Origin of the sequence: Rheinheimera sp. 1928-s (assembly GCF_029269265.1) — a bacterium.
GTDB lineage: Bacteria > Pseudomonadota > Gammaproteobacteria > Enterobacterales > Alteromonadaceae > Pararheinheimera.
In genome coordinates, this window is record NZ_JARIXP010000015.1 from 21,614 (window position 1) to 36,535 (window position 14,922).

The window sequence follows — 14,922 nt, forward strand, 5'->3', positions numbered from 1 at the left end:
TTCTCTTACCTAAAATTCACTTTCTTAAAATATACTGCCGCACTGCAGCATTATGCTCAGCCAGAGTGCGGGAAAACTGATGCGTACCATCCCCTTTGGAGACAAAATACAGCCAGTCACTTTGCGCTGGCTGAGCAGCAGCAATAATAGAGCTTCCACTTGGCGCAGCTATTGGACCCGGAGGTAAGCCAAAATGCTGATAGGTATTATAAAGATGTGGATTGCGCAAATCAGCTCTGGTGATGTCACCATTAAAACTATCGCCTAAACCATAAATAACAGTTGGGTCTGTTTGTAATCTCATACCAAGCGCCAGTCGATTCACAAAAACCGAGCTGACAAGCGGTTTCTCGGGTTCATGGCCACTTTCTTTTTCGATAATTGAAGCCATGATCAGTAATTCATAAGGTGTTTTGTAGGGCAGTTGAGGCTGTCGACTATCCCAGGCCTGCTGTAAACGTTGGATCAATAACTGGTTAGCGCGCTTTAATAATTCAGTACTGCTGCTGTTGGCGGTGTAATTATAGGTTTCAGCAAAAAACAAAGCCTCAGCATTGGTTGGTTTCTCACCCCAACTGTCTGGCCATAGGGCTAAAGCCACCATATCTGTATCTTCTGCCAGATCGTGTTTTAAGTATTGTGCTTCAGCCATACGTTTTAAGCTTTGGCTTAAGGTTTCCCCTTCTTTGATGCTAAAAGAGAATTGCGCCACTTTGCCGCTGGCGAATAAATGCAACATTTGTAATAAGCGGGTTGGCTTTTGATCTGTGGGTACCTTGTATACGCCCTGATGCAATTTTGCTAATTCAGGATGCATACGCAAATAAATGGATAACCAACGGCATTGGGCGTTACTTAACAGCTGTTGTTGCTGCCAACTGCGACAGAGCTTCATCGCGCTGTCGCCCGCTTTAATTTCGATGTAAGGCTCAGTCAGAGCTAAAGTACTCTGGCTGTATTGTTGCCATACATGACTTAAACCCAGATAACTAAGCAGTGCAACTAACAGGACTACAAATAAAGTTCGGATCAAAGCTCAACTCCGCTGACAAACTGACGTACCAGTTCGATATTTTTAGTTTGCCCGGCAAATTCCTTCACCGGCACTACGCCCATCAGGGCATTACAAATCAACAAGGCTTCTGCTTGCTGCAGATCCGCCAGGCGATAACGACCTTCTGTCACGGATAGCTGAGCCATCAGATGTTGACGCATAACCCCACAGACACCGGCCTGATCCAGCGCTGGAGTAAACCATTTGCCTTCTTTACAAAACATCAGATTGGCGGCTGACACTTCAATCACAGCGCCACTTTGATCCAGCACCGCAAGTTCATCAAAACCGCTTTGAGCTAATTCAGCTTTAATCAGCACCTGTTCCAGCCTGTTGTTGTGTTTTAAACCAGCCAGAGCGGGTTGCTGTGCCAGTTTAAATTGTGCCACTCCCAAGCGAATGCCCTGTTGCAGCCAATCACTGTAAGCAGGTAAAGCTGCAGTGCTGATATAACAGCAAGGCGATTCAATACCTTGCGGGCTATAGCCCCTGCCTGCCTGCCCACGGCTGATCAGTACTTTAATCACGTGGTCAGGCGCTGAAATATTTTGCTGCACTTTTCTGGTCAGCTCGTCAGTATCAAAAGAATGGATCAACAAACGTTTGGCACCACAAACTAAACGCTGCAGATGCAAATCCCACAGCATAGCTTTGCCGTCTTTTACCCGCACAGTGGTAAAAAGTCCGTCACCATACTGAAAACTACGATCTGTGCTGTTGGGAGCCTGCAGGTAAAGCATCAATGCCAGTCCACATCATTTGAAAAAATTCTGGCCGAAAGTATGCCTGAAATCAGTGACTTTGGGAATGTAGCGGCAGAGTCTAGCTTCAGACTCAAAAAGGATAAAGCGAATAAGGGATCAGAGCTTAACTCTGACCCCTACATTTTAGATTTTCTTAAACAGAATAGAACCGTTGGTACCGCCAAAACCAAAGGAGTTACATAAAGCGTATTCCATTTTGGCATCGCGGGCCGTATGCGGCACATAGTCTAAATCACAACCTTCATCCGGATTATCCAGGTTGATGGTCGGAGAAACTTTCTGGTCGATCAGCGACAAAATCGTAATGATGGATTCAACTGAACCCGCAGCACCCAATAAGTGCCCCATCATCGACTTGCTGGAACTGACCATTAATCCTTCTGGTTTAGCACCAAAAATAGATTTAATGGCCATAGTTTCAGCGATATCACCTGCTGGCGTAGAGGTACCATGAGCATTAATGTATTGCACTTGCTCAGCGTTCACGCCGGCATCACGCAAAGCATTTTTCATCGCCAAAGCAGCGCCACGACCGTTTTCCGGTGGTGAAGTCATATGATACGCATCGCCGCTCATACCAAAACCTACCAGTTCAGCGTAAATTTTTGCGCCACGGGCTTTGGCATGTTCGTACTCTTCCAGTACTACAACACCAGCGCCGTCGCCCAATACAAAACCGTCACGGTCTTTATCCCATGGACGACTTGCTTGTTGTGGCGCATCGTTACGGGTTGATAAAGCTCGGGCCGCACCAAAGCCACCCATACCTAAAGTAGTAGAGGCTTTTTCTGCACCACCAGCAATCATAGCGTCCGCATCACCGTACGCTATCATACGAGCGGCCTGACCAATGTTATGCACACCTGTAGTACAAGCGGTGACAATACTGATATTTGGACCTTGCAGACCTAACATGATGGATAAATGACCTGAAATCATGTTGATAATGGTAGAAGGCACAAAAAACGGCGATAAACGACGTGGGCCGCTGTTCAGTAATTTGGTGTGATTTTCTTCGATTAAACCTAAACCACCAATACCTGAACCTACAGCAACACCAATACGTTCGGCGTTTTCTTCGTTAATTTCCAGTCCGGAATCTTTAAAAGCCTGCACACCGGCAGCTACACCGTACTGGATAAATAAATCCATTTTTTTGGCTTCTTTGGCCGGGAAAAACTGTTCGACGTCAAAATTTTTGACTAAACCAGCAAATTTGGTGGTGTAAGCCTCTGGATCAATATGATCAAACAGCGCTATTCCACTTTGACCTTGTAATAAAGCCTGCCAGGTCGACGTTACATCGTTCCCCAGGGGCGTTAGCATACCTAAGCCCGTCACAACCACTCGACGTTTTGCCACAGAATCCTCCGCAGTCTAATTTATTCTTTATTGCTGATCTGCTTCTGCATTGAGTACGTAGCAGACAGCTTCAGAAACAAAAACGGGTAGCAGAGGCTACCCGTTTTGTCAGCTCAACGCTTACTCAGCGTGGGCCTTGATATAGTCGATAGCAGACTGTACCGTTGTAATTTTTTCAGCTTCTTCGTCTGGGATCTCTGTGTCGAATTCTTCTTCCAGAGCCATAACTAATTCTACTGTGTCCAGAGAGTCAGCGCCTAAATCGTCAACGAAAGAAGATTCGTGCTTCACTTCTTCTTCTTTAACGCCTAACTGCTCGATGATAATTTTTTTAACGCGTTCTTCGATGTTGCTCATCTTTTCTTCCTTTTTCTCATGTAAATCGCAACAATTGGTGCAATTTTGTGTGGCGGCTAGTTTATGCGTAAGCCTGATTTGTTGCAAGTAACGACTCAGTCTTTTCCTGCTGGTCAAACCATTTGCCTTAGTTCCTGAAACCGCAGTTTTATTGACTGCAACTTCAGCCACATTGGCAAAAGCTTACACCATATACATACCACCGTTGATATGGATGGTTTCACCCGTAATATAGGCTGCCGGACCTGAAGCCAAAAAGGCTACAGCGGCTGCTATTTCTTCCGGCTGGCCCAGACGATTCGCCGGGACCTGGCTGAAAATTGCTTCTTTTTGCTCTTCTGACAATTCTTTGGTCATATCGGTGTCGATAAAACCTGGTGCAACAGCGTTCACCGTGATACCACGGGAGGCAACTTCTCTGGCCAATGACTTGGTGAAACCTAATACGCCCGCTTTCGCTGCAGCATAGTTTGTCTGACCCGCATTACCCATAGAACCTACCACTGAACCTATGCTGATGATCCGGCCGTGACGCTTTTTCATCATGCTACGCAGCACAGCTTTACTTAAACGGTACACTGATGTCAAATTGGTTTGCATGATGTCGAACCATTCTTCTTCTTTCATGCGCATCAACAGGTTATCGCGGGTAATACCAGCGTTGTTCACCAGAATATCAATATCGCCAAACTGAGTTTTAATAGTCTCTAAACACTGCTCAATAGAAGCCGTATCGCCGACATTTAACACCAGGCCTAACCCTTTGTCACCTAAATAAGCGGAAATAGCAGCAGCACCTGATTCAGTTGTTGCAGTTCCAACCACTTTAGCGCCTAAAGCGGCTAATTGTTCAGCAATAGCGCGACCTATGCCACGGCTTGCGCCCGTGACTAAGGCCACCTGACCTTCTAAAGAAATAAATGGAGTCGTCATAGTCTTTAAGCCTTTTATTCTGCAGCTAAAGCGTCTTTTAATGACGCTACATCTGTGACTGAAGCAGTGTTCAGTTCTTTATTAATACGTTTAATTAAGCCACTTAATACCTTGCCTGCCCCCAGTTCAATCACTGTGTCCACGCCCTGTGCAGCTAAAAACTCGATACTTTCTGTCCAGCGCACCGGACTATACAGCTGACGAACCAATGCATCTTTGATTGCAGCGGCATCAGCTGCGGCAACAACGTCGACATTGTTCACTACGGGTATGACAGCTGTATGAAACGAAATACTGTTTAAATCATCTGCCAGTTTGTCTGCCGCTGGCTTCATTAAAGCGCAGTGTGACGGCACAGATACAGGTAAAGGCAGCGCACGTTTGGCACCAGCGGCTTTACAAAGTTCATTTGCACGTTCAACTGCGGCTTTGTTACCGGCTATAACCACCTGACCAGGTGAGTTGAAGTTGACAGGAGACACCACTTCACCTTGCGCTGCTTCTTCGCAGGCTTTGGCAATCAGTGCATCGTCCAGACCAATAATGGCTGACATAGCACCAGTACCTGCTGGCACTGCCAATTGCATATACTGACCACGTTTTTCTACCAGCTTGACGGCATCAGACAAGGTCAATACACCAGCACAAACTAAAGCGGAATATTCACCTAAAGAGTGACCAGCTAAATAAGCTGGAGTCGCGCCGCCCTGCTCCAGCCATACTCTATACACAGCCACAGAAGCTGTTAATAAAGCAGGCTGAGTACGGTGTGTTTCGTTTAATGCTGTATCAGGACCATTGGCTACTAAGGCCCATAAGTCATAACCTAAAGCCGCTGAAGCTTCGGCGAAGGTGTCGCGCACTGTAGCGAATTCAGCATGCAGTTCGGCCAACATGCCGACACTTTGTGAGCCCTGTCCTGGAAATACCAATGCAAGTTTGTTGTTCATCATTTTTCTCGCAATATTCTCGTACTATCGTTAATAACGTATTAAAGCCGAAGCCCAGGCAAAACCACTGCCAAATGCTTCAAGCAATATAGTTTGTCCACGTTGGATACGGCCATCACGCACAGCTTCATCTAAGGCTGTAGGCACTGTGGCAGCTGAGGTGTTGCCATAACGGTCGAGGTTAATGACAACCTGATCCATTGACATATCCAGTTTACGGGCCACAGCAGAGATAATGCGCAGATTGGCCTGATGTGGCACTAACCAGTCGATTTGGGATTTATCCATATTGTTGGCAGCAAGGGTTTGCTCGACCACTTCAGATAAACGGGTGACTGCAACTTTAAATACTTCGTTGCCTTTCATCGCGCCCCAGGAGTTATGCACTGAAGCTTCGACACCACGGATAGGGTTGTCGACATACAATAATTCGGAGTATTTACCGTCAGCATGAATATGAGTGGATAAAATACCCGGCTCTTCAGAGGCTTCTAAAATAACAGCACCTGCGGCATCACCAAATAAAATCACCATGCTGCGATCTTCAGGACTCATTAAACGCGACAAACAATCCGCGCCTATCACCAGCACTCGTTTTGCCATGCCACTTTTTACATACTGGTCAGCAATACTTAAGGCATAACAAAAGCCAGCACAAGCGGCGGCTACGTCAAAAGCAGGAATACCAGGAATATCCAGCTCACGCTGCACTTCGCAGGCTGCGCTTGGCAAGGCTCGGGAAGCGCTGGTGGTAGCCATGACAATCATATCGATGGAGTTTTTGTCGATGCCAGCTGCTTCAATAGCTTTGAGTGCAGCTTGAGCACCCATAGTAGCAACAGTTTCGTTGTCGCCTATAATGCGGCGTTCTTTGATACCAGTACGTTCGATGATCCACTCGTCTGTGGTTTCAACCATGGTTTCGAGATCAGCATTGGTTCTGACCTGAGACGGAAAGTAACTTCCGGTTCCAATAATGCGTGAATACATTGGGCCCTACGCTTTGTCAATTAATACGTGTTCCAGCCTGTCTTTGATCTTCACCGGCACCTGGCGTTCAACCTCGCGCACGGCCTGACGGATGGCACTAAGAAATGCTTCTTTTGTCGCATTTCCATGACTCTTCACTACAATTCCGCGCAATCCTATCAGACTTGCCCCGTTATACTGGTCGGGGTTCACGCCTAAAGCCATACTTTTCAGGAAAGGTTTGATTAACCAGCCGAAAAGTTGAGCAGACATGGAGTTTTTCAGTGCAGTCTCTAAGCGTTTTAAGATGAGTTTCGCCACACCTTCACAGGTTTTCAGCGCTACATTGCCAACGAAGCCATCACAAACAATAACGTCGGCTTTGCCGGAAAAAATGTCATTGCCTTCGATATAGCCAATGTAATTGATATCCGCACATTCGGATAAGAGTAAGGAGGTTCGCTTGATTTGATCCGAACCTTTGATTTCTTCTTCGCCCATATTCAGCAAAGCCACTTTAGGTTTGACTATGCCTTCCACTTCTTCGGCCATCACAGCGCCCATCACGGCGAACTGGAACAAGGTATCTGAATCACAATTCACCGTAGCGCCTAAATCCAGCATAAACACCGGACTGCCGACAGTAGAAGGCAGGCTACTTATTAAAGCAGGACGTTCAACGCCGTTCAGCATCTTCAAGACAAAATGCGCCATAGCAATCAAAGCTCCGGTATTACCGGCACTGACACAAGCAGCCACTTTGTTTTGTTCGACTAAATCCAGAGCAATACGCATCGACGACTGGCGCTTGTTACGCAAAGCCACAGAAGGTTTGTCGGTCATCAGAACAGTTTGGGAAGCATGCTGAACAGAAAGCTGAGGATGGTTTAAATAACCAGCTTGTTCTAATTCGTGGGTGAGTATTTCAGAATCGCCACAGAGGACTAGATCTACATGGGGAAATTCGCACAGCGCTTCTATAGCTGCAGGAATAGTTGATTGGGGGCCATGGTCGCCCCCCATCATGTCTAAAGCTATTTTAAGTCGTAGTGGTTGCAACGAGTGCATCCAACCTTACTTAATTACTTTACGACCTTTGTAGTAACCATCTTCAGTGATGTGGTGACGACGGTGCGTCTCACCTGAAGTTGCGTCTACAGACAGCGTTGGCCCAGTCAACGCATCATGAGAACGACGCATGTCACGTCTTGCACGAGATTTTTTGTTTTGCTGTACAGCCATTGCCTTTCTCCTAAAAAAACTATTTTTTCTTCAATTCTTGCAATATTGCAAATGGGTTCGGTTTTTCTGGTTCTGGTTCTATTACTCCCCAGCTCATCTGCACTTTGGCTGGATCACAAGATCCTTCATCGTGCATCGGAAACAAGGGTAAAGCCAGAATTAATTCGTCCTCAACCAATTGCCTCAAGTTAACTTCGCCGTGTTCGTTTTTTTCGACCACTTCGTAGCGCTCTGGAATATCGTCATGAGCCGAATCTTTGTCACTCCTTATCGGAGTGTATGCAAAACTGGTGTTCAGTTCCAGGTTCATGTGTTCGCTACAGCGTTCACACTTCACTTGTACCTGACAACGAGCCTGAGCTTCAATGAAGACCAAACCCTGTTCATCAGTTCCGCAATTTACTACTACGTCTACATCACCCTCAGAACTTACTAACGAGTCAGTTAATCTGGTTAAAGTAACCAGAGGAACTATACCATCAAAGGTTGCACGTTTCTGCGCAGCTCGGGTTGGATCAAGGGTAATTGGAATTTTTACCTTTTGCATAAGGCGCGCATCATATAGATCGAGGCTAAAGCTGTCAAAGGATTCCTGCCTCTTTTTTGTTAATTATTCCCGCCTAAACCGCTGTTCTGACGGCCGTTCTGGCGTTATAGTGCGGCGCATTGTCCCAAGGGAGTTGTTTTATGTCAACAAAAGTACTGGTTTTAGCCTCTACCTCTGTGTATCGCAAGGCTTTATTGGAAAAACTTACACCGAACTTTTCTACCGCAAAACCCGAAGTAGACGAAACTGCTCTGCACGATGAAACACCAGAACAACTGGTTAGCCGCTTAGCTGTATTAAAAGCACAAGCTGTGGCAAATAGCCTGACTGAAGGTTTAGTCATAGGTTCAGACCAGGTGGCAGTGTTTAACGGTCAAATCCTCGGCAAACCTCATACCGCGGAAAATGCCTATAAACAATTAAAAAGCTTCAGCGGCCATTGTGTGACCTTTTTAACCGGCCTGGCTCTGGTCAATGCACAAACCAAACAGCATCAGCTTTGTGTTGAGCCATTTAAAGTGCATTTTCGTGAATTAACAGACGCCGAAATTCTTACCTATATAGAGAGAGAGCAGCCACTGAACTCCGCCGGTAGTTTTAAAAGCGAAGGTTTGGGTATCAGTTTATTTGAAAAGCTCGAAGGCGACGACCCAAACAGCTTAATAGGCCTGCCATTAATTCGTTTGCTTGAAATGCTGAGAAATGAAGGCAGGGATTTGCTGACAAAACCTTGATCAGATCCTTTAAACGCAGCACATATAACTATTAACACCCTCCCCCTTAGCCGCGAGCCGTTCAAAAATGGGTGACCAAGGTTTTAAGACGAGGAGTGTTTGAGCGAGGAGCGGTAGCGACGAACGAGTTGCCGAGTCGCCTTGGGCGCACTTTTTTGAGCGGGCTTTCGAAGCGGCCAGGGTCGCCTTTTCTTTGCGCCTCTTTCTTTTGGCGACGCAAAAGAAAGAGGCTCGCCTTCGGCGAAAGCGTTTTATTCAATTCTTTCATAGATATCTAAAGTTTGAACTTTCAATCAAAGCGCTGTTAACAGCTCTGGCAGCGAATCAATAATAGCTTTGGGCTGATAACGACTCAGCTCTTCCCTGCCATGTACACCATGAGTCACCCCAATACGGGGCATTTCTATGGCTTGCGCCATCGCCATATCGTGAATAGTGTCCCCGACCATAATAGCGCGGTGAGCGGGTAACTTAAGTTCTGCCAGAATTTGCTTCAGCATATCAGGGCTGGGTTTAGACTCTGCTTCATCGGCACAGCGGCTGGTGCTGAAGTATGGCTCTAATCCGGTTTCTTCAAACATCCGCTTTAAGCCCTTACGGGCTTTGCCTGTCGCCACCGCCAATAAAACACCTTGTTGCTTCAGCTCCAGCATTACCTGCTCTGCCCCTTCAAATAAAGGTGTCGGCGGATGCTCGTGCGATAAATACTGGTCGCGGTAATGTTCAAACACAGTCTGGCGCTGCGTGCCATTGATACCAGGAAATAAAATATCAAACACAGGATCCAGACTCAGACCAATAATTTGTTTCACCTGATGTTCTGTGGGTACGACTAAACCAGACAGCTCTGCAGCAGAACGCATGGAAGAAACAATACGCCCCACTGAATCCATCACAGTGCCGTCCCAATCAAATACCACTAAAGCTATATCCGAACTCATTATTTTCTCTTTAACTTTTCCAGTACGCTACTTAATGCTTTATCCAAAGGCGCTTCACAGGTTAACAAATTGCCTGTGCCCGGATGGGTAAAGGTCAGAGTTTTGGCATGCAAATACAAACGGTTTAAACCAAGCTTCTGCATTTGTGAGGTAAATTCGTTATCACCGTATTTATCATCACAGGCAATGGCATGACCTTTACAGGCGGTATGCACACGAATTTGGTGAGTACGGCCTGTGACAGGGAACGCCTCTACTAAAGTGCCTTCCTCATAGCGCTGCAGAATTTTAAAACGGGTTTCTGAAGGTTTACCTAAAGCTTCATCCACTTTCACCACGCGCTCACCACTTTGTAAGGTGTTTTTACGCAGCGGATCTGTGACTTTTTTGATTTTGCTGTCCCATTGACCTGCCACTAAAGCCCAGTATTTTTTTTCTACTGTTTTTAAGCGCAGCTGTTCATGCAGATTGGTCAGCACAGAGCGTTTTTTCGCGATCAGCAAACAACCTGAAGTATCACGGTCTAAACGGTGCACCAGTTCAAGATGACGGGCGGTTGGACGTAAAGCCCGCAAAGCTTCAATCACACCAAAAGATAAACCGCTGCCACCATGCACAGCCATACCTGTAGGTTTGTTCAGCACTATTAAATCGTTGTCTTCAAAAAGAATATGGCTTTCAAGGTTTTTCACCATCGCAAGACCAGTCGACACCGGTTCTTTTTCCGGCTCGTCATGAACCACAAGTGGCGGCACACGCACCTGATCACCGGCTTGCAGTTTGTACTCAGGTTTTATTCTTTTTTTATTAACCCGCACTTCACCTTTGCGCAAAACCCTATAAATCACACTCTTTGGTACGCTCTTCAAGCGCGCCATTAAGAAGTTATCTATGCGTTGACCGGAATAATCTTCTTCTACATCAATATATTGCACCGGAGTTTTGATATTTTCAGTCATGCGTTTCAGTTACTCTGCTAAGCTTAAATTAAGTTGCTATTGTTCGCTAATTAGTGGGATAATTACCGGGCTAATTATGCCAAAAATGGCAATTAGGGCGCTCAAAGTGACGTAAGAGAAAATGTGAGGCACCGTTCGGGAGGCAGATCATACCGAATTCGTTGGGAAAACCAACGTATTTATACTCTGCGGGCGAGAATAACGCTATTTGTCTGAAGTAATGCTGCGTAATTTATTACTGACAGAGACAAAACACAGCTTCCGGTCACTTAGGCAAAAAAAAATTGCGACAACGCAGCGCGGTATCGCGCGATCTCTGTGTCAGATCACAGCAAAAAACATTTAAGTGCGGCCCTGACAAGGCGGCACCAAATATACCCGAACAGCTTTAAGTTAGAGTAAGGCGATAAGCACGCGAGCCATGACGGACTAAGATCCCTCAGATAAAGGCGGAGCAAATGCAGCCAGCCCGAAGTAGCTTCAAACTGCAAAGGTATAAAATGAGTTAGCTCAAGCATTCCCAGTCGAGAGACTGCAGCATTGATATGTTTGACCATCTGAAACGCGGACGCAGGATGTCGTTGCGTTGTGGCCTATGTAATAGAGTCACAAAACAATGAAAAGAATGTTAATTAATGCCACGCAGGAAGAAGAAATCCGCGTAGCTCTAGTCGATGGACAAAAATTATACGACCTGGATATCGAAAGCCCAGGACACGAACAGAAAAAAGCGAATATCTACAAAGGAAGAATCACCCGGGTTGAACCCAGTCTGGAAGCAGCTTTTGTTGATTATGGCTCTGAACGCCATGGCTTTTTACCTCTGAAAGAAATCTCTCGCGAATATTTCCCTGCCGGTTATACCTTTGATGGTCGCCCAAATATTAAAGAAGTGGTCAAAGAAGGTCAGGAAGTTATCATCCAGATTGATAAAGAAGAACGTGGTCAAAAAGGTGCAGCCTTAACTACATTCATCTCTTTAGCTGGTTCTTATTTAGTACTGATGCCTAACAATCCTCGCGCCGGTGGTATTTCCCGTCGTATTGAAGGTGACGAGCGTCAGGATTTAAAAGACTCGCTGGATCAATTACAACTGCCAGACGGCATGGGTTTAATAGTTCGTACCGCTGGTGTGGGTAAATCTCACGAAGAGCTGGATTACGACTTAAAAGCTTTATTAAAACACTGGTCTGCTATTACTCACGAAGCACAAAACCGCCCTGCTCCATTCCTGATCCATCAGGAAAGCAACGTGGTATTCCGCGCTATTCGTGATTATCTGCGTCGTGATGTTGGTGAAATACTGATCGACAACCCACGTATTTTCGAAGAAGCCAAAGTATATATTCAGCAGTTCCGCCCTGATTTTGCCCACCGCGTCAAAATGTATCAGGGCGAAGTGCCACTCTTTATGCACTTCCAGATTGAAACTCAGATTGAATCCGCCTTCCGTCGTGAAGTGCGTTTACCTTCTGGTGGATCTATCGTCATCGACAGCACTGAAGCCTTAACTGCCATTGACATCAACTCGTCAAAAGCAACCAAAGGTGGTGATATCGAAGAAACAGCCTTTAACACCAACTTAGAAGCCGCAGATGAAATTGCTCGTCAGTTACGTTTACGTGACTTAGGTGGTTTGATTGTGATCGACTTCATCGACATGACACCAGTTCGTCATCAACGTGAAGTAGAAAACCGCTTAAAAGACGCCGTAAAACAAGACCGTGCCCGCGTGCAGATTGGCCGCATTTCACGTTTTGGTTTACTGGAAATGTCACGTCAGCGTTTACGTCCTTCGTTGGGCGAATCTGCAACTCACGTTTGTCCACGTTGTCATGGCCGCGGCACTATTCGCAGTACTGAGTCTTCAGCTCTGTCGATTTTACGTTTAATCGAAGAAGAAGCCATTAAAGACAACACCAGTCAAATTCATGCTCAGGTCCCGGTTTCTGTAGCCACTTACCTGATGAATGAAAAACGTGATTCAGTACGCCGTATTGAAAGCCGTCATGGTATCCGGATTTACATCATTCCTAACGAACATATGGAAACGCCAAACTATGAAGTGACGCGCATCCGTATCGACGAAGAGATTGAAGAGTCCAGCTACAACATGGTGAAAGCTCCTGCTATTGGCAGTGCTGTGTATCACCCTATCGGCGAAAACGTTAAAGAAAAACCAGCAGTATCCGCCATTAATATGGCTGAAGCTTCTGCCTCTGCGGCGGCATCACCAGCTCCAACAGCCCGTAAAGTTGAAGTGGCTGAAGTAAAAGATGCAGGCCTAGGTCTGGTTGATTCTGTGGTGGGTTGGTTTAAATCCTTATTCGCTGCTGCACCTGCACCAGAGAAAAAAGTGGAAGAAGCACCACGCCGCAGTAACAACCGTGATAACAACAGACGTCGTAACAACAAGAATCGCCGCCGTCAGGAAGGGGATGAAAAAGTTGCAAAAGACGACAACGCTACTCCAGCGAAAGCTGAGCGCACTACTGAACGTAATACGGAACAACGAGCGCCAAGACAGGATAAACCTCGTCAGGAACGTGGTGAACGCCCGGAACGTGGAGAGCGCACAGAACGAGCTGAGCGACCAGAGCGCACAGAAAGACCTGAGCGTACTGAACGTCCGGAACAGAAAAAACCTCTATCAGAACGTCCAGCTCCGGTTAAAGCCGTAGAACAAGACGAAGAGCACAGCACCAAGATTGTTGAGCGCCGTCAACGCCGCCAGATGCGCAAGTCTGTGCGTCATGAAAAAGAAGGCGTTGCAGCAGTAACAGCAACAACTGTAGTGGAAGCAGCAGTAGTCGCCTCTCCTGTGGTTGAAACCCCAGTAGTTGCACCAGTCGCCATCGACACAGCTGTGGCGGAAATTGCCGTAGCAGCGCCAGTAAAAGAAGCTGTTGCAGAAACTGAAGCTGCTGTTCAGGCAAATGTTCCGGCCGATGTTATTGAAACAGAATCAGCTGAAACTGTAACTGTCGACACTGCCGATGCAGAAAGCACTGATGCGGAAAAAGAAGCTGCAGAAGGTCGCAGCCGCAGCCGTCGTTCTCCTCGTCATTTACGTGCTGCTGGTCAGAAACGTAAAAAAGAGCAACAGGACCAGGAAGCTGAAGAAGCTTTAGCTGCCCGTTACCCTGAAGATCAGGACGCTACAGTAAGCACTGAACAACAATTGGATCTGCCAATTACTGAAACAGTAACAGAAACTGCTGTTGTTGAAACTGCACCAGTTGCTGTTGAACCAGCTCCAGTGGTTGAAACTGCACCAGTTGCTGTTGAATCAGCGCCAGTGGTTGAAGCTGCGCCAGTTGCTGTTGAACCAGCTCCGGTCGTTGAAGCTGCACCAGTTGCAGCTGAACCAGCACCAGTGGTTGAAGCTGCACCAGTTGCTGTTGAACCAGCTCCGGTCGTTGAAGCTGCACCCGTTGCTGCTAAAACAGCTCCGGTCGTTGAAGCTGCGCCAGTTGCTGCTGAACCAGCTCCGGTCGTTGAAGCTGCGCCAGTTGCTGCTGAACCAGCTCAAGTAGTTCCAGCTGAGCCTGTAGCGGAAGAAGCACCAAAAGCCAAAACACGCAAAGCGCCTGTGAAAAAAGTAGTAGCTGAAGTGAAGGCTCCTGTTGTTGCTGGTAACAGATACGCCAAAATGGTGACTGCAGATATGACTAAACCAGTAGCCAAAGCTGAAACTGTGGCAACTGTTGAAACAGCACCTCAGACAACAAGCATGGATAACAGCGAACGACCACTGGTCATCAGTTCAGAACGTCCTGGTGGCTCAGCCTCTGCCCGTCAGATGAGTGTTGCTCCTATGACAAAACCTGGTTCAGCTGAATAAGCTGGTTTAAAACCCAAAAGAGAGGCCACCGCAAGGTGGCCTTTTTGTTTTCGGCCCTAAACCACCTACTTCAGTAGGTGGTTATCATCCAAAAGGCTTTGCCTGAAACTCTGTTTGTATTTTTCTTACGAGCTATACCAAGCTGGGATTAGACATCGAATTCTTTGGCGTAGACTAAGTAAAAAAGTAACGGACGCTGAAGTTGCTAAGTTACTCGACAAAAGGCCCCTTTTAGGGGCTTAACACAAAGCCACCTTCTTCAGAAG

15 protein-coding genes are annotated in these 14,922 nt (G+C 46.6%); 2 read left to right on the top strand and 13 right to left on the bottom strand.

Annotation, left to right across the window (positions count from 1 at the left end; translation table 11 throughout):
• Positions 1–16 precede the first annotated feature (16 nt).
• The 10 genes from mltG to yceD all read right to left on the bottom strand — a co-directional run bounded on the left by mltG (position 17) and on the right by yceD (position 8,178).
• The gene (gene mltG / locus P3C17_RS20595; protein ID WP_300931176.1) at positions 17–1,033 is read right to left on the bottom strand and encodes an endolytic transglycosylase MltG; all 1,017 of its coding nucleotides are present in this window, start codon (positions 1,031–1,033) and stop codon (positions 17–19) included.
• A complete protein-coding gene (gene pabC / locus P3C17_RS20600; protein WP_300931177.1) occupies positions 1,030–1,794 on the bottom strand; it encodes an aminodeoxychorismate lyase in 765 nt (254 codons plus the stop codon). The genes mltG and pabC overlap by 4 nt, the downstream gene beginning before the upstream one ends.
• Positions 1,795–1,941: 147 nt before the next feature.
• Complete coding sequence (gene fabF, locus P3C17_RS20605) at positions 1,942–3,180, bottom strand: beta-ketoacyl-ACP synthase II (RefSeq protein ID WP_233080265.1); 1,239 nt, start codon at positions 3,178–3,180, stop codon at positions 1,942–1,944.
• A gap of 120 nt (positions 3,181–3,300) precedes the next feature.
• Positions 3,301–3,537: an acyl carrier protein gene (gene acpP / locus P3C17_RS20610; protein WP_008898948.1), complete on the bottom strand. Its 237-nt coding sequence runs from the start codon at positions 3,535–3,537 to the stop codon at positions 3,301–3,303.
• A gap of 183 nt (positions 3,538–3,720) precedes the next feature.
• On the bottom strand, positions 3,721–4,470 hold the full coding sequence (gene fabG, locus P3C17_RS20615; protein WP_233080266.1) for a 3-oxoacyl-ACP reductase FabG: 750 nt from the start codon (positions 4,468–4,470) through the stop codon (positions 3,721–3,723).
• A gap of 14 nt (positions 4,471–4,484) precedes the next feature.
• Positions 4,485–5,420 carry an ACP S-malonyltransferase gene (gene fabD / locus P3C17_RS20620; RefSeq protein ID WP_300931178.1) on the bottom strand — a complete coding sequence of 312 codons (936 nt, stop codon included), beginning with the start codon at positions 5,418–5,420 and terminating at the stop codon, positions 4,485–4,487.
• A 30-nt stretch (positions 5,421–5,450) separates the two neighbouring features.
• The gene (locus tag P3C17_RS20625) at positions 5,451–6,410 is read right to left on the bottom strand and encodes a beta-ketoacyl-ACP synthase III (protein WP_300931179.1); all 960 of its coding nucleotides are present in this window, start codon (positions 6,408–6,410) and stop codon (positions 5,451–5,453) included.
• 6 nt (positions 6,411–6,416) lie between these two features.
• A complete protein-coding gene (gene plsX, locus P3C17_RS20630) occupies positions 6,417–7,457 on the bottom strand; it encodes a phosphate acyltransferase PlsX (RefSeq protein ID WP_233080269.1) in 1,041 nt (346 codons plus the stop codon).
• Positions 7,458–7,463: 6 nt separating this feature from the next.
• Entirely contained in the window at positions 7,464–7,631 is a 168-nt protein-coding gene (gene rpmF / locus P3C17_RS20635; protein ID WP_008898943.1) for a 50S ribosomal protein L32, read from the bottom strand.
• A 19-nt stretch (positions 7,632–7,650) separates the two neighbouring features.
• On the bottom strand, positions 7,651–8,178 hold the full coding sequence (yceD, locus tag P3C17_RS20640) for a 23S rRNA accumulation protein YceD (RefSeq protein WP_300931180.1): 528 nt from the start codon (positions 8,176–8,178) through the stop codon (positions 7,651–7,653).
• Positions 8,179–8,318: 140 nt separating this feature from the next.
• Here yceD and P3C17_RS20645 point away from each other — a divergent pair, with 140 nt between their 5' ends.
• Positions 8,319–8,912 carry a Maf family protein gene (locus P3C17_RS20645; RefSeq protein ID WP_300931181.1) on the top strand — a complete coding sequence of 198 codons (594 nt, stop codon included), beginning with the start codon at positions 8,319–8,321 and terminating at the stop codon, positions 8,910–8,912.
• Positions 8,913–8,973: 61 nt separating this feature from the next.
• Here the strand turns inward: P3C17_RS20645 and P3C17_RS20650 are convergent, their stop codons facing one another.
• The 3 genes from P3C17_RS20650 to rluC are packed head-to-tail and all read right to left on the bottom strand — an operon-like array spanning position 8,974 to position 10,812.
• A complete protein-coding gene (locus P3C17_RS20650; RefSeq protein WP_300931182.1) occupies positions 8,974–9,180 on the bottom strand; it encodes a hypothetical protein in 207 nt (68 codons plus the stop codon).
• Between the two features lie 25 nt (positions 9,181–9,205).
• A complete protein-coding gene (locus P3C17_RS20655; protein ID WP_300931183.1) occupies positions 9,206–9,853 on the bottom strand; it encodes an HAD-IA family hydrolase in 648 nt (215 codons plus the stop codon).
• Positions 9,853–10,812 carry a 23S rRNA pseudouridine(955/2504/2580) synthase RluC gene (rluC, locus tag P3C17_RS20660; RefSeq protein WP_300931184.1) on the bottom strand — a complete coding sequence of 320 codons (960 nt, stop codon included), beginning with the start codon at positions 10,810–10,812 and terminating at the stop codon, positions 9,853–9,855. Before rluC ends, P3C17_RS20655 begins: the two co-directional genes overlap by 1 nt.
• A gap of 616 nt (positions 10,813–11,428) precedes the next feature.
• On the opposite strand from rluC, the gene rne reads away from it, so the two are divergent.
• Entirely contained in the window at positions 11,429–14,656 is a 3,228-nt protein-coding gene (rne, locus tag P3C17_RS20665) for a ribonuclease E (protein WP_300931185.1), read from the top strand.
• Positions 14,657–14,922: the final 266 nt, after the last annotated feature.